General features: G+C 47.0%; 17 protein-coding genes. 8 read left to right on the top strand and 9 right to left on the bottom strand.

What is annotated here, in order from left to right; genetic code table 11:
• Window positions 1-433 precede the first annotated feature (433 nt).
• Window positions 434-1441, top strand: coding sequence for an acyloxyacyl hydrolase (locus MRJ96_15350; protein ID MDR4502819.1), 1008 nt, complete (start codon window positions 434-436; stop codon window positions 1439-1441).
• 27 nt (window positions 1442-1468) lie between these two features.
• Here MRJ96_15350 and MRJ96_15345 read toward each other — a convergent pair whose 3' ends face one another.
• A complete protein-coding gene (locus tag MRJ96_15345; GenBank protein MDR4502818.1) occupies window positions 1469-1681 on the bottom strand; it encodes a hypothetical protein in 213 nt (70 codons plus the stop codon).
• Window positions 1682-2016: 335 nt separating this feature from the next.
• Window positions 2017-2427: a hypothetical protein gene (locus MRJ96_15340; protein ID MDR4502817.1), complete on the bottom strand. Its 411-nt coding sequence runs from the start codon at window positions 2425-2427 to the stop codon at window positions 2017-2019.
• Between the two features lie 450 nt (window positions 2428-2877).
• On the opposite strand from MRJ96_15340, the gene MRJ96_15335 reads away from it, so the two are divergent.
• Both MRJ96_15335 and MRJ96_15330 read left to right on the top strand, forming a co-directional pair.
• Window positions 2878-4776, top strand: a complete 1899-nt coding sequence (locus tag MRJ96_15335) for a B12-binding domain-containing radical SAM protein (GenBank protein MDR4502816.1) — start codon at window positions 2878-2880, stop codon at window positions 4774-4776.
• 62 nt (window positions 4777-4838) lie between these two features.
• Window positions 4839-6806 carry a B12-binding domain-containing radical SAM protein gene (locus tag MRJ96_15330; protein ID MDR4502815.1) on the top strand — a complete coding sequence of 656 codons (1968 nt, stop codon included), beginning with the start codon at window positions 4839-4841 and terminating at the stop codon, window positions 6804-6806.
• 8 nt (window positions 6807-6814) lie between these two features.
• Here the strand turns inward: MRJ96_15330 and MRJ96_15325 are convergent, their stop codons facing one another.
• Window positions 6815-7072 carry a hypothetical protein gene (locus MRJ96_15325; GenBank protein MDR4502814.1) on the bottom strand — a complete coding sequence of 86 codons (258 nt, stop codon included), beginning with the start codon at window positions 7070-7072 and terminating at the stop codon, window positions 6815-6817.
• Between the two features lie 131 nt (window positions 7073-7203).
• Here MRJ96_15325 and MRJ96_15320 point away from each other — a divergent pair, with 131 nt between their 5' ends.
• Both MRJ96_15320 and MRJ96_15315 read left to right on the top strand, forming a co-directional pair.
• Window positions 7204-8442 carry a hypothetical protein gene (locus MRJ96_15320; protein MDR4502813.1) on the top strand — a complete coding sequence of 413 codons (1239 nt, stop codon included), beginning with the start codon at window positions 7204-7206 and terminating at the stop codon, window positions 8440-8442.
• Window positions 8443-8527: 85 nt separating this feature from the next.
• Window positions 8528-9460 carry a PhzF family phenazine biosynthesis protein gene (locus tag MRJ96_15315; GenBank protein ID MDR4502812.1) on the top strand — a complete coding sequence of 311 codons (933 nt, stop codon included), beginning with the start codon at window positions 8528-8530 and terminating at the stop codon, window positions 9458-9460.
• 63 nt (window positions 9461-9523) lie between these two features.
• Here MRJ96_15315 and MRJ96_15310 read toward each other — a convergent pair whose 3' ends face one another.
• Together MRJ96_15310 and MRJ96_15305 are read right to left on the bottom strand one after the other, a co-directional pair.
• Window positions 9524-10795: a hemolysin family protein gene (locus MRJ96_15310; GenBank protein ID MDR4502811.1), complete on the bottom strand. Its 1272-nt coding sequence runs from the start codon at window positions 10793-10795 to the stop codon at window positions 9524-9526.
• 347 nt (window positions 10796-11142) lie between these two features.
• Window positions 11143-12381 (bottom strand): hypothetical protein, encoded by a 1239-nt coding sequence (locus MRJ96_15305; protein ID MDR4502810.1) that lies wholly within the window; start codon window positions 12379-12381, stop codon window positions 11143-11145.
• A 199-nt stretch (window positions 12382-12580) separates the two neighbouring features.
• Here MRJ96_15305 and MRJ96_15300 point away from each other — a divergent pair, with 199 nt between their 5' ends.
• On the top strand, window positions 12581-12985 hold the full coding sequence (locus MRJ96_15300) for a hypothetical protein (GenBank protein ID MDR4502809.1): 405 nt from the start codon (window positions 12581-12583) through the stop codon (window positions 12983-12985).
• Between the two features lie 255 nt (window positions 12986-13240).
• Window positions 13241-15667 (top strand): endonuclease MutS2, encoded by a 2427-nt coding sequence (locus tag MRJ96_15295; GenBank protein MDR4502808.1) that lies wholly within the window; start codon window positions 13241-13243, stop codon window positions 15665-15667.
• Here the strand turns inward: MRJ96_15295 and queG are convergent.
• The 4 genes from queG to MRJ96_15275 all read right to left on the bottom strand — a co-directional run bounded on the left by queG (window position 15645) and on the right by MRJ96_15275 (window position 19861).
• Window positions 15645-16658, bottom strand: a complete 1014-nt coding sequence (gene queG, locus MRJ96_15290) for a tRNA epoxyqueuosine(34) reductase QueG (protein MDR4502807.1) — start codon at window positions 16656-16658, stop codon at window positions 15645-15647. The two genes, MRJ96_15295 and queG, sit on opposite strands and share 23 nt — an antisense overlap.
• A gap of 31 nt (window positions 16659-16689) precedes the next feature.
• Window positions 16690-17082 carry a hypothetical protein gene (locus MRJ96_15285; GenBank protein ID MDR4502806.1) on the bottom strand — a complete coding sequence of 131 codons (393 nt, stop codon included), beginning with the start codon at window positions 17080-17082 and terminating at the stop codon, window positions 16690-16692.
• A 98-nt stretch (window positions 17083-17180) separates the two neighbouring features.
• Complete coding sequence (locus tag MRJ96_15280; GenBank protein ID MDR4502805.1) at window positions 17181-17756, bottom strand: hypothetical protein; 576 nt, start codon at window positions 17754-17756, stop codon at window positions 17181-17183.
• Between the two features lie 242 nt (window positions 17757-17998).
• Window positions 17999-19861, bottom strand: coding sequence for a hypothetical protein (locus MRJ96_15275; protein MDR4502804.1), 1863 nt, complete (start codon window positions 19859-19861; stop codon window positions 17999-18001).
• A gap of 1111 nt (window positions 19862-20972) precedes the next feature.
• Between MRJ96_15275 and MRJ96_15270 the strand changes: the two genes are divergently transcribed.
• On the top strand, window positions 20973-21281 hold the full coding sequence (locus MRJ96_15270) for a hypothetical protein (GenBank protein ID MDR4502803.1): 309 nt from the start codon (window positions 20973-20975) through the stop codon (window positions 21279-21281).
• Window positions 21282-21347: the final 66 nt, after the last annotated feature.

The following is a 21347-nucleotide window of genomic DNA, read 5'->3' as shown; positions in this document are numbered from 1 at the left end:
TTCAAAGGATTCTCTGGTTGTCGCAAGCGCATAGCACTGTTAAGATTAATAAGATAAGAAATTCTAGGAAAAAGAGATAAGACAAAACTTATTTGCCTCTCCGACTTGTCATTAACACCTCCTCCCTTATTTTTTGGCAATCCTACATTAAATGTTTTACATGCTCGAACGAGATGAAATCGAGTTGTGGTCTAGACATGTGGATGAAATTCCTTCATGAAACAAATACGCTCGCAATATCTATGGATATCGTGCGGGCCATTTCACCACTGAAAGGATGGTTCCCATTACGCTGATGGCTAAATATATACTCATAGGTTTGGCTAGTCTTGTGGGCATTAGCGCACTTGTCTGGATTGGCACGGAAAACAACAACACAATATCGGAGCCGGCATTGGTTGAGCGAACTGCGGACCTTCAACCTAGAGAACAAATGTCGAAACTTGATAAGCCAGCGGAAGCCTATGCTCAAACTGCTCCGCTCGATGGACGGAAGGCTATCAGGCCACATGAACTATCGTTCTCGACAAGCTCGGATGCTGATAGTCAGGATATTTCGCGCAGGGCGAGCAACCCTGTCACGGATTCCTTCGAAGCATCGGCCCATCATGCCTATGAACGGTCAAACAAAGTGTTGGAATTTAACGAAGATGTGCCAAAGGGTGTGACGAGGACTTCATCGCACGGTGTTGCCAGAATCAAAGAATCGTCAAACGATTCAATCCGTAGAGGTATGGGACCAGACAAGGAGCTCATTGAGAGCGATGTGATAGTCTCGCCACGATCTATCGAAATAGATCAAGACGGTTCTGAGAATGATCTGGTTGCAATGGAGCCCGAACAGCCATTCGTCGATGCCGAATCATCTATGACAAGAGAAAGTGAGATAGCGCATGAGCCCATATTCTCGGATTCACATAAGAAAATAAACGAGTCAAGCAAGAACAGTTGGTTAGGCCTTCCACTCGAAGTCATTGGCATTCAGGGAGGATTTAACGCGAAATATGTGGCCATTCCTCCGACGGAAAAGGAGGATTTTCAACATATCGCGCTTTTCGGGGCTATAGGATTTCCAAAACGGTACAATTATGACTCTGGGTGGGAAATTCGGTTTCGCATGAATGGGTCAATGGGTGTCTTGAGAGGTGCCGGTGAGTTGGGGTTTATCGCAACCATTGTTCCAGGGATCGTGTTTTGGTATCCTAAATGGAATATCAGTATCAATGGCGGACCGGGAGTTGCCTTTGTGAGTCGGGAAAAGTACGGTGAGCAAGATTTAGGAGGCCCGATTCAAATCGTCGGTCAGGGTGGCCTCACGTATTATGTGACGGATCACATTGGATTGGGCTGGCGCTTCCATCATATTTCAGATGCGGGGATCTGGGGATCTGATAACCGAGGTGTCGACGTCAATCTTTTTGAGTTGACGTATAAATTTTAAGAAAATGGTACGAGTACGAAATGATGACTAATCCGCGTATCGTTGTCCATCGCTCTCTGACCAACGTGTGATGCCGACTTCTTGAGATTCCCACATCGCCTCGATTTCCTGGGCGGCAAGTTCCGATTCCTTCTCTTTCGATTCAGCAGACACTTCCTCGCCGCCCCCTCTATTGCTCGCCTCTATTGTCGGTGGGCCATTTCCACGCGCCGTCTTCTTTTTCAACGCATTGATTGCCATGATCATTCTCCACTGTCGTGAATTTATTTGGATAATCAGTTACCCTACGATACTTGTCCTACCCCCGTCTAGAGCCGTTTCCTATAACTTCTATATGTTATGGCATGGAGTTCGTTGGTCAATGTGTATGGTGAGAGGGACTTATGCAATCTACATTTCCTTCGACGTTGGCGTTGGGGAAGAAGATAGGGAAAAGGGAAATCGCCTTATTCACGGACTTTTATCATGAGAAATTCGCAAAACTTCGATAAGGAAAAATGAGGGAAGAAGTAAGGCGTGATTCAGCAACCACATCCGAAAATGTGAATGAATATCTTCTATAGCCAGGGATATGTTTATTGGATATGGACACCAGCTAACGATCTTTCCTCAGCAGTCACCGTAACGTTTGTTGGATTCCTTGTGATGCTCTGAAGAGCTTCGGCAATCCACTGATAACGTTCTTGTGCCCAGGCATTAAACGCGGCATCAGAGTCGAAAACGAGGTCCCAGGCCGGAGCCGAATCCAGGAGCAACAATTGATGGGGTTGATTGTTCCCAGGGAAATAGACAACCAGTACCGCAGACTTTCCGATCAAGCTAATATCCGTGAACATATGAATCATGCCAGAGGCAGGCAACTCCATGGTACGGGAAGCCGCTTCCACAATGGGGCCGTATACGCGATGCAAAAACTGTTGTATCGCTTCATAGGGCGACTTTGAATCATGTAGATTTGGATTGGGAGACTCGCCTGTGAGATTCATGGTCACGTATTCCAATGCCTCCCAACTGGGTAGAGCACCTGAATTTATGAGAGAATCAACGAGATACGACATCCAATTTTTTGGTTTCTTCTCAACACATGTCATCATGGGTGAATCCTCACAAGTTTCCCCTTTGCCAGGAGTCTGGAAGGGATGGTTATAGGATTAGGGAAAACGGGAAATAAGTTGGCAGGACTGAGGAGACAAGCACATCCGTCAATTAGCCATTCACAATCTTTAATTATATAGAGACAGGCTTAGTCTGTCAATGCAGTTTTCTTCATGTATGTTCAGGACTTATGAAAGCTTGACCACGGATTTTACTGGGGCATAGAATGGCCCGTTAGTAGAATTTTGGAATGCTCACCACTTAAGGGTTTCTGAAAAGATCGGTTTGAAAAAATCTAATGGGTAAATGCTTATTAAGTAATTGTTTCATAAGGATTTTTTATGAAAATTGATTACAATAAAGGAGGGTTGATTAGTCCGGACTTGATACAGCCTGAAGGTCTAAGGGACACGGGACTTTCCAAGGAAAAAAGAAAGGTCATGTTGGTTTTCCCTCCGGACTGGTTTCCTTCGGAGCCGTATCTGAGTCTTCCAACTCTGACCGCTTTTATCCGTGCCGCCGGACATGAAGTCATCCAAAAAGATGTCAATCTTGAGATGTATGACTGGTATTTTAGTCATGACTTTCTTCGTCGGGTCCTCAAGCGAGTCCCGCAGCAATTAGATCGTCTCAAGAAACTATCGAGGATTCGCGATCTCACGGAGTCAGAAATAGAATTGCAACTGGCTCTGTGTGAGTGTACCCGCAGTCGAATCGCTGCATTGTCGGAAAAGGCCGAAGAAGCGAAACGCATCGTACGCAGCCAGGAATTATACGATATCGATAAGCTGGAGTGGGCGATCCAAATCTTTCGCGAAGTCACTGCGACCATTTCTTTGGTCTATGCCCCGGCACGAATCTGTATGCCTCCGATGGAAACCGACCTGTCTTATAAAGTCTTTATGTCTTCAGAAATTCTGGAAGCGGTTGAAGACACGCAGGTCAATGTGTATCGAGAGGTATTTGACCACATTCTGAAGCCAGCCATTGAAGCCGAGCAGCCTGAAATTATCGGTCTCTCCATCGTGTTGCAGCAACAACTCTTCTCATCAATGACCTTCTGTGCCCTGATCAAGCAACATTTCCCGAACATTCATGTCACGATAGGCGGGAATACCGTCACGCGTCTACGCGATGTCTTGCCCCAAGCGACGAATTTATTTTCATTGTTTGACAGCGCCGTCGTGTATGAAGGCGAAACGGCGTTTCTTCGACTTATCGAAGCAGTGGGGGGTAGTGGCGATCTTTCAGAGGTCCCCAATCTTCTCTACCGGGATGCCGATGGCATACATGTCAATTCCGCCACCTATGCGGAAAATATGGCTGAATTACCGCCTCCTGATTTTGATGGACTTCCACTGGAAAAATATTTCGTTCCCGATCGGGTGTTGCCCTACCTTGCGACGCGGGGATGCTACTGGGGACGTTGCGAGTTCTGTGATCATGGCGAGGGGTACACGGCAGGCTATCGCACCAAAAAGATTCAAGAGATCATCAAAGATATTTCCTATCTGAAAGACAAATATCACGCGCGGCATTTCCACTTCACCGATGAGTCCTATCCTCCGGCCTTGTTTCGCAAACTCACGAATGCTTTGGTCGAACATCAGCTGGACATTGCCTGGACCACGCACATCCGCTTTGAAAAAAGTCTACTCGACGATGATGTCTGGAAAACGGCGCAACAGGCGGGATGCAAATACCTGCATATGGGCTATGAATCGGGGAGTGAACGCGTCTTGAAGTTGATGGATAAGGCCACGACCCGAGATGTCATTCAGCGAAGCTTGGAGCTTTCTTCCCGGCATGGCGTCTGGAATCATATCATGGGATTCTTTGGGTTTCCCGGAGAACGATATGAAGATGCCAAGGTCTCAACGCAGTTACTCGAAGAGAATAAAGAACATGTGCACTCTATTGGCTTCGGGACCTTTGATTTGAGTAAACATACTCCTGTGGCGAAGAACCCCGAAAAATTTGGAGTGACGTTTTATAAGAATCCGGAATGGGATTTGGCCCTGGACTATTACTTTACGGTAAGGGACGGGCTAGGCGTGGAGGATGCCGAGCGGGTGTTTGAAGAGTTTGAACGAGACCATTATGAAGGATGGGATCTCAGGGTGTTCATTCGTGAATACGTTTTTCTGTACGTCGCCCATTTTGGTACGAATAAACTTCCGGCGTTACAATTTAAAATAGCCTCTCAAGACAACCCTCAGGCTCTGGCATCAGCCTCATGATAGAGGATCGCATATGATGAAGAACCGACGTTATTGATTCTAAATGTAGTGGGAATGCTGTCATGTCATCAGGCCTCATCCAAGTTGATACGCCCTCGGTAACCAAAGAATCCAGGAAAAAGTTCAAGACCATGTTGTTGTTTCCGCCCGAATGGGTGCCTACGGCCCCCTATCTTGCGCTGCCCAGTCTCACCGCGGTCCTTCGGGAACATGGCCATGAAGTCATCCAAAAAGACATCAATATCGAGATGTATGACTGGTTCTTTAGTGATACATTTTTGATCTGGGTCAAAATTCGTATGGATCGACAACGGAAAATCCTGCAAGAAAAAGAACAGTCTGGAGTTCCGTTGACCGATGCCGAGAGGAATCAACTAGCCTGTTTGTTCGCAAAGGTTGACGTTGATGTGATGGATTTAGCAGAACGTGCAGAATGGGCTAAGGCCGTCACTCGTGGTGAGGAATTTTATGACGCCGAAAAATTAGAACAGGCGCTGAATGTATTCCGGGAAGTCATGCACTTTATCTCTGCGGCTTACTACCCCGCTTCTCTGGTTTTTTATCCGATGGAAAGTAATTTAGGGTATCGGTCTGGTGTTTCCAAAGAAGTGTTTGCTTGCTTGGAAGACGAACAAGTCAATGTCTATCGGGATGTCTGTCAGCAACTCGTTCTTCCTGCCGTGCATAAAGAGCGGCCGGATGTCGTCGGAGTCTCAATTGGCACTCAAATGCAACTGATGGCTGGTCTGACATTCTGTAAAATGATCAAGGCCACCTTCCCCGATATCCATATTACTGTCGGAGGCAATGTTATTACACGGCTGCAAGAAGAAATCCCCAAGAAAGAAGAGTTTTTTGCCATGCTCTTTGACTCGGCGATCATGTACGAGGGGGAACATGCTTTACTCTGGTTACTCGAAGCGCTTGCCGGTGAACGTACGTGGAGTCAGGTTCCTAATCTGATGTACCGGGATCAAGGCATCGTTCAGGTCAGCCAGGAAATTTACACAGAGAAAACGACGTCGCTTCCCTTGCCAGATTTCGAAGGCCTGCCTCTCGATTCGTATTTTGTCCCTGTTCGTATCCTTCCATATCTCGCTACCCGCGGTTGTTACTGGGGGCGATGTACCTTCTGTGATCATGGACAAGGATATTTTGATCAGTATCGCGGGAAGCCGGCCGGCGAGGTGGTTCGTGAAATCGCTGCACTCAAAGAACGGTACCAGGCCCAACACTTTTTGTTCGCCGATGAGTCTTATCCACCGGCGTTGTTCAAAAAGGTGATCAATCTTCTTGTCGAAGAGAACGTCGGGATTAAATGGACTACATTAATCCGGTTTGAGGAAACGTTACAAGATCCGGAAATTTGGAAGCAGGCAGTCAAAGCAGGGTGCTGTACATTGTACTATGGTATGGAGTCGGCGAATGAACGGGTGCTCGAGCTCATGGACAAACATGCCAGGAAGAGTGTCATCGAGAATAATCTTCGTGAAGCCGCCAAGGCCGGCATCTGGAATCATGTCATGGCCTTTTATGGATTTCCCGGCGAAACCCGCCAGGAGGCCGAAGACACCAGGCGATTTTTGATCGACAATAAACGCTACATCCATTCCACAGAGTTATTTTATTTTGTGGCCTACCGACATACTCCCATGGTCAGGAATCCTGAAAAATTCGGCATTACCATACACAAACAGGATGAATATGACATGCCTCTCGACTACTACTACACGCTGAATGAACCCACGGGCATCAGTTGTTTAGAGGCGATGCAGCTGTGTGAAGAATTCTACCAGAATGACTTTGAGCCGTGGGCGGTACGCGTGAACGCTCGCGAGCATGTGTTTCTCTATATCTCCAAATTCGGTACCAACTCGCTTCCTCAAATTTACGCGACCAAAGCCGGAAAAGAGCTTCCACGGACTGACGGTGTTCAGGGACTTATCACGTGGCCTATGGCTAATGCGGAATCATCGAGCAAAGATAAAGAAACAGGCATGAGCCGGGTTGTTAGCCATGCCACACCGTAAGATGTCGGTTACGGGTTCGTAACTGTCTCGTCTTGCCCATCGACGCGATCGAGAAGGACTTGGTAGGAAGAATGAATTTCCTTCGTTTTTCCTTCGCCTTTCTTGTACATTTCCATGTATTTTTTGGGGTTATTCGTTAGGCTGGCGTATCGGGCCGGGTGCCAGGTATGTAAGAGCTTTTTATAGCGAATATTCAATTCTTGCAAGCTATAGGGCTCGGATAATTCGAATAAGATAAGAGCTTCTGAATGGTTCGTTTCTGACATACGGTATGGGCAAACGATACGATGAGTAAGAGGCTTAAACTGTTGTAGCATGAGTCGTTCATGAGTTGAAAGTCTCTCGCGAATCGAAATAGAGATGGGCCTACGAATCTTCAACGAGGTGAGGCAACATTGTGAGCCGGAGCATTCCGATGTTGGAGCAGACGAAGGTGCTGGAAGGAAAAGACTATCGTGAAGTCTTAAGGCGAGAAATGGATGCCGGGAAAATCCCCATCAGTCTTGGGAAAAATTGTCCGGTGAAGTGTGAGTTTTGCTACGAAATCGATCACTCCTACCGCGAAACCCTCGATCCCCCAAAAACGACTCAAGATGATTGGGAATTTATCTTGAATTATATCAACAGCAAACCGACTGATCCGATGCAATTCTGGTGTTTAGGGGGCAATGAATATATGGAATGGACGGATCTCTTTCTGCACCCCAAGGCCATGGAATGGGTCGAAGACTTTTTGCAGTATACCGACAAAAGCATACAGTTCTTTACCGTTGGTTTTGTGCACGTCCCCAAAATTCACCAGCTTGCCGCTAAATATCCAGGGCGAATCAATTTTGAGCTATCAGTCATTACCCTGGGAGCCTACCGACAGCAACTCATGCCTCATGCGCCGTCCTTGAAACATGTGATGAAAGTCCTGGATGGTCCAGCCGTTTCATCCGCCAACTTCTATGCCTTTGACCAACATACGATGTCCGACGATGCAAAAATGATTTCCAACCTCAATCAGCAATGTGTCTTATGGATGGGGTGTTTAACGCCGGTTCGCGGGTTGAAGCAGTCGACGGCAGAATTGATGAGAAAGGGGAGACGGTATTTGGGAATTGAAGCGGAACGTATTTATGATGCTGGATTGCCAAACCTTACGACGATCCATACCGAGGCTTATGTCACGGCGTTCTTGAATCGCAGGCGAATCGTGAGCCTCTTTGACTCACTGGAATTGGACAAGAAAGACCATGTGGTGATGGCGGGAAGCGTCTATAAGATACTCAATACTTTTCGAAAAAAACGCGCGCGCTACCTCCATGTTCCAAACGCAATGCTGGGTGGCGATTCGGACTGTACCGTCTTACTCACGTTTGAGGATATTGCCAAGCGGCTTACCGATGAAAAGATTATTCACATCCCGAAATCTGTCATGGAATCTGGACGCGGGCAGAATATGGACATTACCGGAGTGACTTTGGAAGAATTCACCAGAAAAACAAAGGTTACGGTCAAAGTATTACGTAAAATCGATACGAAGTTTGCGAATGCTCGCCTGTACCGAAATGGCACTTTAAAGAATTTTGTGGAGGATTATGTCAGAAATCCCATGGCTCGCTCCTATGAAGCTTTGCCGCATTCCGCATAATGCTGTATGATGACCAGCAAGCCTGTCGATAGGTATTGAGCATTTTCTCTCATAATATTTTCATATCATTTCTTCTCGGTCCACGATGGACTTGACCACCCGCCATCTTTCCTTCTATCAAGCTGATGTCTTTACTGATGTAGTGTTCGGCGGTAATCCTGTCGCTGTCTTCCCGAATGCACCGGATTTATCCAACTCAGAATTTCAACAAATTGCGAATGAAATGAACCTGTCAGAGACGGTGTTTGTGCTTCCTTCGTCCCATTCTGACGTCAGGATAAAATTGCGCATCTTTACCCCAACCCATGAACTTCCATTTGCTGGGCATCCTGTTCTGGGAACCTGTTATGTTTTAGGCAAATTAGGCCATTTCCCCATTCATGAGCCTATTACCCATATTCAGTACGAATGTAACATTGGCGTATTCTCTGCAGAGCTCTATGTTCTCAAGGGGGCGATTGATCGTGTTGAGATGGGCCAGCCCTCGCCACAATTCATCGAAACGGTAAAAAACGGGGAAGAACTCTTTGAAGTAGCGCGAGCGTTGGGGCTCAATCGATCTGACATTGCCCCATCTCCGTTTCCCGTGGAAGTTGTCTCGACGGGGCTACCGGTCATGATTATTCCAGCGCGAACATTGACGGCAGTCAAATCAATCCAGCCTGACCAGGCAGCCATCACTGACGTTTGTCAAAGATATGGTTCCAATGGCATGATGGTTTTCAGTACGATGACGGTCGACGATTATTCAACCGTCCATACCCGAATGTTCGCAGCCCCGATTGGTATCGACGAAGATCCGGCGACAGGGAGTGCAAGTGGGGCCTTGGGAGCCTATCTGGTCAAAAACGGCGTTGTCGAGGTGAGACCAACGACTGAAATTGTGGCAGAGCAAGGCTATGAAATGGATCGACCATCGAAAATTTTCATTCAGGTGTTTTCCGACGATGACGTGATCCAAGCTGTCAAAGTTGGTGGACAAGTCGTGATGGTGGCAGAGGGTAAATTGTTTTATTAAGGAAGTGACTTTCCGGAGGAATGCGTCAAACTGCTTGCCCCATTGGAGAGGGATGTGAAGGCGTTACGTAGATTGTCCGACAGGCGACGGTGTTTGGGCGGGAGGATCAGGTACGATTTCTTCTTTAATAATTTGAACGCTTTTGATGGACTTTTCATCGGCATCACGAACCACAAGGTGGCAGTGGTCGGTGAAAACGCGTTCTCCAATGCCAGGGATATGTCCTAGCTCATCAAGAATCAGTCCACTGATCGTGTTCTGTTCCTCATCCAACTCGACCTTCAGGAATTCATTAATTTTTCGGACTTCAGTCCTTCCATCAACCAAGATCTGATTTTTACCTGTTCTTTTGATCAATTCTTCTGTGACATCACCTTCATCAAGGATTTCGCCGACGACTTCTTCTAGAAGATCTTCTGCCGTTACCAAGCCGAGTACCCCGCCGAATTCATTCACGACGATGGCAATATGACGCTTTTCTTGCTGGAATTGTTTTAACAGGTCATCAGCCGGTTTGCTCGCGGGAACGAAGAGAGCGGGTTTGGAAATGTCTTTTATGAGTGTCGTGGTCTGATTTTGGGCCAGTTCCATTAATGCGTGACTGCGGTACATGATACCGGTGATGTTATCAAGGTCGTCATCATAGACCGGAATTCGCGAAAACTTAGATTTGAAAAGTTCATCGCGTGCTTCTTCGAGCGTTTCATTGCCATCCAACCCGAACATGTAGATCCGAGGTGTCATCACGTCTTCTGCTGTCAAATCTGTAAATTCGAACACGTTCTTGATCATCTTGACTTCTTCTGTCTCAAGAACTCCAGCTTTATCCCCAGCATCAAGCATGAGTTTGAGCTCTTCTTCAGTCGCATAGTGCAACGAAAGAGAGCGACCGCCCGTCATTTTCAAAATGAATGGTTCAAGGACAAAGAGTAGGGGGGAAAAGGCTTGTTCGAACCAATAGACAGGGTAGGCCATCAGTTGCACGGCAGTCTCTGCATGCTTTTGACTGAGTGATTTAGGAACGATTTCACCAAACATCAGCACGACAAAGATTAAAATTCCCGTCGCGATTGCCACTGCCTCGATTCCGAATAACCGTTGGGCAATGAGAGTTGTCAACGTGGTTGCCGAAATATTGACCAAGTTATTGCCAATAAGGATTGTTGAAAGCAGGCGTTGTGGGTTCGCCCGGAGCCTCAGGGCAAGGTTTGCCGCTTTTTTCCCTTCCTCAGCCATCGTTCTGAGCTTGCTTTCCGAGATCGAGAAAAAAGCAATCTCTGCACCAGAGAAAAATGCAGAAAGCCCTAAACAGACTAGAACTGCGAAGATATCCATAATCGTATCAGGGACGATTCAACACGGCAGATGAATGTACATGGGACAAGCCCAATTCTTGAAAACTTGTGGTTATATGGGGAAGGATAAACAGGGAAAGTGATGCGGGGTTAATATTCGTGCTCAGTTGCTTTGACAAAACCTTTGGTCTAGGTTCATCGTCATCCATCAATAGTCATTAGGCTATCATATGCATGTGGTTTCTGGCAATTGAAATCTGCTTTAAGTAAGGAAGTACGTACGGCTGAAAAATAAATACTTGAAATTCATGGGGTAATGGTTCAAGAAGATTTATGGAAATCAGCAATTTATCGTTAAATATTAAAGTCTTGCGTGAATATTTTTCGTTAATGACCATTGCCTCGCTCCATGCGACCACGATCTTCAAATCGAAAATTTTGACGATTCAAAACAGGAAAGATGCTAAAAATAGGTGTACTGTGCGGAATCAAAGCCGTCGTGACTCCAGACGCAAGCTGTAGGTGAAGATTGACAAAATTAAAGCTTAAACCTTCTTGCCATGGCTGTGAACGAGATTCCGCATAGGTTTCGACCTTGTCTGAAGCATAGCTTCTCGTCATGAGCCCCGCTCCCCCCTGAAGGCCATATTCATGTAAATCTGGGGCCCCTTGAATCAGGAGCGATACCATGGATGCATCAAACCAAACTTTAAAGTTACAGGCTATTTGAATAAATGGGCCAAGGCTTCCAGTATGTTCGAGAATTGCCACTGGGTAAGCGAATTCTGGTGGAATATTCGGATCATCTGATCGTGTGTACGACTGAAACTCTTGGTCTTGCACACGAGAGGCCGAAACAAAAATGAGGTTTGGATCTCGTAGGTCGATATCAAGTACTTCGCCATCATGATAGCTGCACAGTTTCCCCATTTCGTACCGAAGCGGAAAAGAATATCCCATCTTGCCATAAAAGATTCTGACTCCGGCCTCAAGAGGGTCGCTGGGGTCGCGGCTGATTTTGAGGTCGAAGGGCAACATCATATGAAAGGCATTACTCCGGACAGCCATGAATGGCGCACAGGCTCCCGGAAATTCGGTATGGATGTCTGCATTATCTGGCTGAAACTTTTTGGGAGAACCGCCAAAATTCTGAGCCGTTTTAGCTTCTTTCGACAGGCGATATTTGTTTTGATAATAGGAAGAGGCACGCTTTTGTGCGATATCGAGAAAATATTGTGGCGCATCTGACTCCACGATGAGACGTTGACGATCGCTCTGAGAGCGAGACGTTTTCATGGCTTCGTTGTAGATGCCGAGGTCTGCCTGTGTTTTCCGAATCCCATGTCCGAGCTCTTGTGCCAAGGCTGGGTCATTGTAGCGGGTTTCCGGGAGGAGCTTGAGCGCTTTTTGGAGTAGCTCGAGTTTCAGCGTATAACGTTTGGGTTCTGTGGCCAGGACCTGTGCCGTGGCCATCATTAGATTAAATCGTTCCTCCGGCGTGAGTCCCAAGTCACCCAGGTTTTGTTCTTTAATGAACGCAAGTGCGAGAGGACCGAATGCTTCTTCTCGCCGGAGATGTAAGGTCAAGAGATAATGGAGGTACGATCTGGCTTCTTCTTGGGTCATTATTACTACCTTTCTCTTACACAGAAGGCTTGAAGCATGAGTGCTGTCGGAATCATGATAAAATCCATTATTCTATGCAAGGTTAGATGGGTATGATATCATGAAATGTCGAGGTTTCCTTTATATATCTTCTTCCCGGGGGCCTATTATGTCAGGATTTTTCGCTTCCACCAAATGGAGTGATCGAGTTGGGTTATTCATGATGTTCACCGTTAGTATTTGGTGTTTGCTTCCATATCAGGCCCGGGCAGACGAAAAAGGTTCTACACCTATCTCAACTGAGGCATCAACAGTTTTAAAGAAAAATTTAGATTCAGCCGTCAAGGAGAAGCAAAAATTCGAAAACTATGTCCGAACGCAACTCAAGCTCATCGAAGATAAAGTCGAAGCTCTCAGGGAGAAAAGCTCGAACCTTCATGAAACGACCAAGTCTCAATTCAACGACAGACTTGAAAAGTTAAATGATCAAAAGCAAAAACTTCTCTCGAAAATGGAGGACCTGCAAAACAGCGGAGAAAATAAGTGGAAAGATGTTCGAGAGAATATCCTCAAGATGATGGAAAACTTTGAACAGTCTCTTTCTCAATATATGCCATCGCCCTGAGCCGTTGCGCCCCCTCTCATCACCTCTCCAAAGCTCGTACAAGCTTGCTCAACTTTTTCCGATGAATGTTCTTGTTGCGAATCTTCCAAGGTATAGTGTCGCGAACAGGCCATACCGGATCTACGTTCTCTCACATTGGCTGTGTTTTATATCGGCGTTCTCACATGAGAAGCGTGCCCTATATTGGACCGTTAAAACCCGGTGCTCTGCATGTTCGCTACATTTTTAACGTGAAAACATAGTAGACTCCGTTGTATGTCACAGGACTCTCTACAGTTGCAAGCGAGACAGGCTTTAGAATGGGAGCAACTCCTCAGCGTTTTGGCGAGGTACGCACAGTCAAAACCAGGCGCGAGGGCTTGTTTGCAGTTGCCCTTAGAAACAAATTTACCGACTGCCGCGATGCGTCTACAAGAAACAACTGAGATGCGGATGATATTGGAATGTGCACGTTCATTTCCGATTCTGGCGTTCGACGATATCGAGGATCTGTTAAATCGATCAGCAAAAGGTGCGCAGCTTGAAGGGGTAGAACTGTACTCCGTGTCGGTACTGTTGGACCTATGTGCTGAAGTGAGTCGGGCAATCATGGACTTTGAAGAGTCCTGCCCTACGATCTCTGTCCTGGCATATACGTTAGATCCCCTCTCCAGAGTGTATGAAGCAATTGTCCAGTGCGTTGACCATGAAGGGAACATTCAAGAATCGGCAACTCCAGAATTGTCTCAACTCGTCCAGCATCTCCATCAACTTCGGCAACAAATTCGACAACGGCTTGAGCGATTGCTGTCCTCTCATGAGTTTGAAGAGCTGCTCCAAGGGCAGTATTTTGCCCAGCGAGGGGAACGTTATGTGATTCCGGTCAAATCGGACAAGCAACATCATATTTCCGGGATCGTGCATGACATTTCCGGAAGCGGCGCAACCGTATTCATCGAGCCACGCGACTTCATCGAATTAAACAATGCGATTAAAGTCGCGGACCTTCAGGTAAAGCAAGAGATCGGTCGGATTTTGCAAGATCTTTCTAGCTTGGTGGCCTCTCATGTAACGATTCTTCTTCAGAATTTTCAGACCCTCCGGCAATTGGACTGTTTGGGCGCAAAAGCTCGGCTCAGCATCACCATGCGGGCCAATCCCGTTTCTTTGAATCGACGGCAACATGTCATGTTAAAAGAAGCCCGACATCCGCTTCTTGTCATGAATAAACGGGACGTCGTGGCAAACGACATACATCTTCCGTATGAAACCCCTGTCTGCATCGTGTCAGGTCCGAATACGGGAGGGAAAACGGCGACTCTCAAACTCTTAGGGATGTTTGCGTTGATGGTTCGGGCTGGTTTGCATCTGCCGTGTCATGAGAGTTCAGAAATGGCTATTTTTGAACGAATCTATGCCGACATCGGAGACGCCCAAGACCTAGAGCGAGATTTATCGAGTTTTTCTGCGCATATCACGAACATGATCGCGATCATGAATGATACCCTTTCGAGCCGCCCCGAAGCGTTCCCTCCCTCCCTCGTGTTACTGGACGAAATCGGGAATGCTACAGACCCGGCGGAAGGAGCCGCTATTGCCGAAGCCCTCCTCTGTCGTTTGCATGAACAGGGGTTCAAGGTCATAGTCACGACCCATTATCATTCTCTCAAAACCATGCCACTACGCAAGCCCGGATTTATGAACGCAAGTCATGAATTCGACTTAGTCACCATGTCGCCAACGTATCGTTTAATCGAAGGTCTTCCTGGGGGATCGTCAGCTCTCGAGATTGCCGGTCAACTGGGGTTAGATCCTCTGGTCCTGTCGCATGCCTCAACATTGTTGCAAGGTCAGGAACGGGATCTCGAATTCATGTTTCAAGAATTACAGAATACACAACATCGGTTGGATCATGAATTGCGTCAGGCTCAATCCTTGCGCGTCGAAGCTGAACGGTTTCATCAGGAAGCCCGAGAGGTGAAAGAGCGTGTGTGCCAATCCGAACGTCAGGAGCGCCAAAAAGTCCGTAAGAATCTTCAAGCCGAACTCGCGCATGTGAAGCGTGAGCTCCATACGATGATGGAAGAACTCAAGAGCCACCGGACGCTGTTTCAGGTGAAGTCTACCCGACAAAAGATCGTTCAGTTACAACAACAGAGCGAGGCACTATTGGATGATGGCGAGACCGGACCGCTTCGTCATGCCTCGGTGGGCGAGATGGTGGCAATCAAAGATCTGGGGACGCACGGAATACTCTTGGAGCCCATCGACGCTAGCCCGCGCGTCAAAGTTCAGGTTGGCGAAAAAATCATTTCCGTTGATGCGCAATTATTACGAAGCATTCATGCTTCAGCGACGCCTCAAGTTTCTGCGTCATCACAACGCATGAACATGAAAGGGAAGGCTAAGAAAGATTTTGTCTCCGAGAACTCGGGTGGCCATGTTCTTCAGTCGGTCACGCCATCTTTGACTATTGACCTTCGGGGAAAGTCGGTAGATGAAGCGATCGAGAGCACAGAGGCTGCATTTGACCATGCCGTCCTGCAGGGCCATCAAGCTATTCTCGTCATTCATGGTCATGGCACAGGAAAGCTCAAAGCCGCGTTACGAACACTGTGTTCAGCATCGCCCTATGTGTTGACCTACCGTCCTGGTGAACGTGGAGAGGGTGGAGATGGAGCTACTGTGGTTTCACTGCGGTAACGTGCGTTGGCTCTTGGGCCATGCGAATGTTTCGGATAAAGCCTTCATGTTTTGCACGTCGAATGGGGCTGTTTTGAAACATCATGGAAAAACATTCAGGTGAAAGGGTCTGCAACGCTGACAGCTTTGGCGCAATCGTGACCTCCGAGGGTTGAAACGTAGATTCAGCGGTGGGCACACTTCGGTGATTAAATGGACAGATATCCAGACAATCATCGCAACCAAAAATTCGATTGCCGATATTTTTCCTGACTTCAGGTGAAATGGTTTCTTCTGCTCCCCGGTGTTCGATCGTAATGTACGAAATGCATTTTTCTGCGTTGACCACGTAGGGTTCCACGATCGCTCCGGTTGGACAGGCGTTGATGCACAATGTGCAAGAACCGCAAAGGTCCGTGCCAGGAAGATCCCTCTCAAGTTCCAACGTCGTCAAGATTTCGCCCAACAACAGCCAAGACCCATACTCCGAAGACACGAGGTTGGAATGTTTGCCAATCCACCCCAGGCCTGCTTCTTGCGCCCAGGCTTTTTCCATGATAGGGCCTGTATCGGCATACCATTTGGTTTGAGCTTCGGGAGCCAGCCGGTGAATGATGGCGTTGAGTTTTTTGAGGCGCCGCTTAAAGAGATGGTGGTAGTCTTTCCCCCATGCGTAGCGAGCAATTCGACCATTTCCCGGTCTTTCGTCAGGCAGCTCGTCAATAAAGTAATTGATGGCGAGAGAAATGATTGATCGGCAACCAGGGAGCACAAGCGTTGGATGACTGCGTTTGTGCGGAGACCGGGTCATCCAGTCCATCGTGGCGTGAAATCCTTGTTGGAGCCATTCTTGTAAACGCAGGTATAGTGTATTAGTGGTTGAAGCGTCAGAAGGCACATCGCGGATATCAGGGGGGTGAGCCGGAGATGGGGTAAGAGGAAGCTGAATGATTCCGACGGCATCGAAGCCAGCCTGCAATGCCTCGGACTTGATCGTAGCGGTAAGCGACATCGGCAGAACGGGGCAACGATGGGGCCAGATTTTAGTGAGCTTGACGTTGCATGTTGGGCGGAGTGGTTGTACTCGAACAATTAAACATCACGCTAAACCGAGCTGAACAGTGATCGGTTTTGCAAGTATCGCACGTTCCGACGATCGTAGTTTCCCAGTCAGATTGTTTTTCGTCAAATTGACAATTGGTGTTTCCGCCTTTGGATATGTCAGCCCAGGGCTTATCAAAGCCGGGAATTTGCGCAACAGTGCAGCTGGAAGGAATTGGGACATTGCAACTGCCAACTTCCTGTCCTTTCACCATGCCGAAATTGCAATTCGTCTCCGTTCGGGCTTGGCCAAAAGCTTCTGGAGATAACAGGAAATGAATGACAAAAAAAATAACACTCAGGGAACATATCGCAATGTATTGAAATCGAATCATGATCACCTCAATGATTGATAAAAGACCGAATCTACGGATATATCCAATGTCACCCTGCTTATAACACAAGGAATTCTTTGAAAGAAAACATCGCTCCCTTACCGAGGTTTTTCCTGTGTGCCGAATGCTTCACTGGGTTGCGCGGTCACTTCTTCGAATTGCTCTTGGACTTGCGTTTCCCAGGTCATTTGGGCCTTCTCATCAGTGCCATGTTTCGTGTCGGTATCATATTGGACATTCACCCGTTGAGCAACCGATTTGACTAACTCCAGCATTTTTCGTGGGTTTTCTTCAGTATGGGTCACACGATTGGCTTGTCGAACCAGAAGGCAGCTGATGAGGAAATGAACCTGTTCATGCGCCAATAATTTTTGTGAGGCGATCCACTCTGCTGGCGACTCAGGATTGGCCGGTTGAGGTTTAACCCATGAATGCTCATGGTCGAATTTCGCGATAAGGTAAGGCGGTGAATCATGGAGGAGAAACCGAATGGCCGTCTGTGCTGCCGGAGTAGCCGTGGGGGTCTCTCGTTTGGAGAAATCTTCCCACGAAGGCAGTCTGTCAGGGACACAGGAAGGTTGATGAGACTGGTGGTCTGGCACCCAGGTTAAGGCGGAGGAACATCCGACAAGACCAGCATAAAAAAGGATAAGAGTTCGAGAAATCCATCGCATGCTCAAATTCTCCCGCGATCAGTTCAGACTCAAGCTATGTCCCAAAGAAGAATGTCCGGCGGATGAACATATCATTCGGTCTACCGATTTGCCAGAAACACCTGCAAGTTCAAATTATCGAAAAACCGACCTGAAATGGAAGGACAAAATGTGGAGGCATGGAATATGATGAGGGATGTCGAGCCCAAGCTCAGCTATGGGGCCATCCGACCCAAGTTCACTGAAGACTGTGACGGCATGGACTAGAAACCCGTTCCGAGTCGAAAAAGGAAGATGTGGAAATTTTCTTTCAGATGGTAGAACCGTTCAAAGGCGTATCCTATCGTGCCATAGAAGGGGAAGGATACGTTATGTTGCGAGTAGATAAAATCGCCTTTTAATTGTAAGCCTACGCGATAATTGGCGTATTCTCTGAGCCCTTCGACGGAGCCGTCATGACGAACTGGCACTTCGAGGTTCAGTAAGGCAGGTTGAATCATGCTATTCCTATTCGGGAGCCATTGCACTTGACGGTTCTCGACGAGACGGTAGCCAAATGTCAATTCGTTTCTCCACTGAGAATGGTCTTGTGAGGAGTCTTGTCTCACATCGCTAATGTAGTACGAACTGCGAAAGTGGATATCAAATGGATTGAGTGATGGCGCCAGATCAATTCGTCGCAGCGCAAAACCTCCGAAAAATTGGCGTTTTTTTACCTCGTTTTCCGATTGCGAGGCAATGAGTGTCGAAGCATCCGCATACCCCCCAAAGACATCTCCTCCGCCTACACGATCTCTTATAAATTGCGGGACGGTAAAGACGTAGGTTGCCTGCACGATGAAAGATTTCATATTGTCGTTGAATGGATTGTATGAACTTTGATCTACAAATTGGTACACGTATGTTCCATCGAGGATCCAACGATCGGTTCCAAACAGACGAGATTGGTAAAGAAGATTGCCCTGGATTGTATCGATTGATTCCCAATTGTACCCTGGATCCCACAATTGATGCCTGTATTCAAGTTCTCCAGTCATTTTTCCTTGTCCAATCAGCTTTGAAGCACCCAAAAGCAAATTGAACAATTGAGAATCCTCCTTGCGATCATTAAATCCTTCTGCAGATGTCGTCCGGCGAATAAACTTGGCCCCTGCCTGAACGAATAAGTCAATGGCCATAGGCAGTTGAAAGTCGTTAGAGAGAGAGACTCCATATTCATGGCCAACATCATTTACGTTTCTTTTGGGTTCGTTATAATTGGGAATTTTGGCATCGTTAAAGCGTAAGTAACGATATGTGAAATCTAGCGCGCGTAACTTTCCAAGCTGAATTCGTAGGCGATTTGAGGTCACCACGCTCAGTTTATGCCGGGCAATGCCTTTCAATTCATCTTTTGTCAGCGGTCTCGCAAGCTTATTCCTGCTTTGGGAATAGAGTGCCTCTGAGTTAAAGGACCGACTGTCAACCCATTGATATTCAAAGGCCACCGTATCATTCCGTGTTTCCGTAATCGTACTGAAAAATACGGTTGGTTCCTTGCCTCCGACGGCTATGCCTACCCCATTGGCTTGGTTGAGGTAGAAAATGGCTTTCTTGATGTCATCGCTGGTTTTTTCATCATTGCGCGCTCCCCATCGATCTTGAGCCTTGAGGCTCGCGATTTTTTCTTGCGCCAGTCTGTAATGTTCTTTCGCTTCGACGACCATTCCGCCGTTTTTTACCCCCCGCATCCATTGCAAATATTCACCATATATGAGTTCTAGGCCGGGTTCCTCAGGATGGAGTGCAATCGCTTGTTCATAGTAAGAAGTGGCGCGTGCATCACCATTCCGTTTCATGAGTTCGGCGATGATACAGAGCCGGTAAGGATATTCAGGCGAATCTTCCGCGAGTGGAGTTGCAATGCGGCGTTCGATTTCCTCCTGATAGTCTGAGGGTGAAACTTTTCCTGCATACCAGGAGCAGGCATGTGGATCTATTCGTTCTGCGGCAGTTGCCAAAGAAAGAGGCAGGTTCAGAAGAAATACGAAAAGCCCTAACCCTGCGCGTTTCCACAGCATAGAGCACTGTTCCGCCTGATTCATGATTGAACTATCGATTGCTGTGCGCATGGCTATACCAGACAATGTTCTGCTCCTTTTGGTAGATGTCAGGCTCGAAACATGAAAATGATGGCCTTCAAACAGATTTACTCACGTTGAGAAAGTCATGTTGCATGTTAACGGTAATGACATGACATCAATTGAAAATCGAGTGTTGGAATATTGGTTGAGACCGGTACAAATAAAGTATGAAGAAATAAATGACTGAAGATGAAGGCTGATGGAAAATACTAAATTTTCCAGGAGGCAGCTAGTACATAAAAATGATGAAAACCTTGAAAAATCGAGGGAGTCTACCTTAGAGCTACCGGTAGAATCAATAAGGCAAGGCCAGGACCATGGGACCGTAAGAGTGCCGGTACTACCCATAGACTGGCCTCAAGGGTAGGACAGCCTGGAGGACTCTACCAATCAGGAACTCTTTGACTTTCAACGTAAGAACGCAGAACACTTTGTAATTGTTGAACATTTTGACATATTGGCCGGTTGTAATCCTATTGTTTAGCCCCGTATACTATGCTCAGTCTTTTCTACGTGAGAGAGAATGTGTGTGGCTAAATTGAGAAAAAACTCATAGATATCCAACCTTATCTACGGGCACATCGTTTTAGAGAAAACTTTTGTAGAAGCGAGAGCACCTTTTTGATGAGGTGGAGAGCGATTGTAAATTGGAGAGCATTGAGTGCTTGGACGACGCGTATTTCGGAAAGACACCTTGGTAGTGTTCGTTGTGATGCTCACGTTCCTGGCCGGATGTACGATATCTGGGGGTAGTCGTAGTGAGCCGTTACAAGAAGCATCTCCTCATAAGTTTGGCTGGTGGGTGGGACCAAGAGGAAACGATTCAGCTATTGATATTGGCTTTCATGGAAAGGGCGTCCAGATCGAAATTGTCAGGAGCTATCTTTCACATACCAGAATTGATAGCCCTGTAGGGAAGCGATGGACACATAATTATTTGATGCATATACGTAATACTTCTGATAGGAGAATTCAATTATTTGATGGTAAGGGTCAGAATACCGTTTTTACTAAAACGGAGTCGGGAACCTTATCGACTGGAGACGAGAAGGATTCACGTCTGATCAAGAGTGACGGAGAGGGGCTGCACAAATTTCTTGACGAAGCAGGTACGATGTTTGAGTTTAGTCGTAAAGGCAGACTCACCCATATCCAAGGTAATCAATATGGGAACAAGATTTCGCTGGCCTACGGAGCAGATGGCTATTTGGAATCCATCAGTGATGCTGAAGGAAACATTATTACCTTTTATTATGATCAAGAAACCCACCGTATACGGACAATACGTGACGGCCGGGGTCGTTCCGTCTCGTATGAGCATGACAGTGTCGGTAATTTAGTTTCAGTAACCAATGCTAATGGGATCACCAGCAAGTATAGTTATGATCGACAGAGCCGTCTTGTCGGAGTGACGTTTCCCTGATAGAGGACGCATGAAACATTTTAACCTGCAAGTCATGTATCCAGTGAGTTTCATATCGTGAGGGGA

Source organism: Nitrospirales bacterium, assembly GCA_031315865.1.
Lineage (GTDB): Bacteria > Nitrospirota > Nitrospiria > Nitrospirales > UBA8639 > JAGQKC01.
The sequence above is the reverse complement of the archived record's forward strand: the minus strand, read 5'-3'. Positions and strand labels throughout refer to the sequence as shown.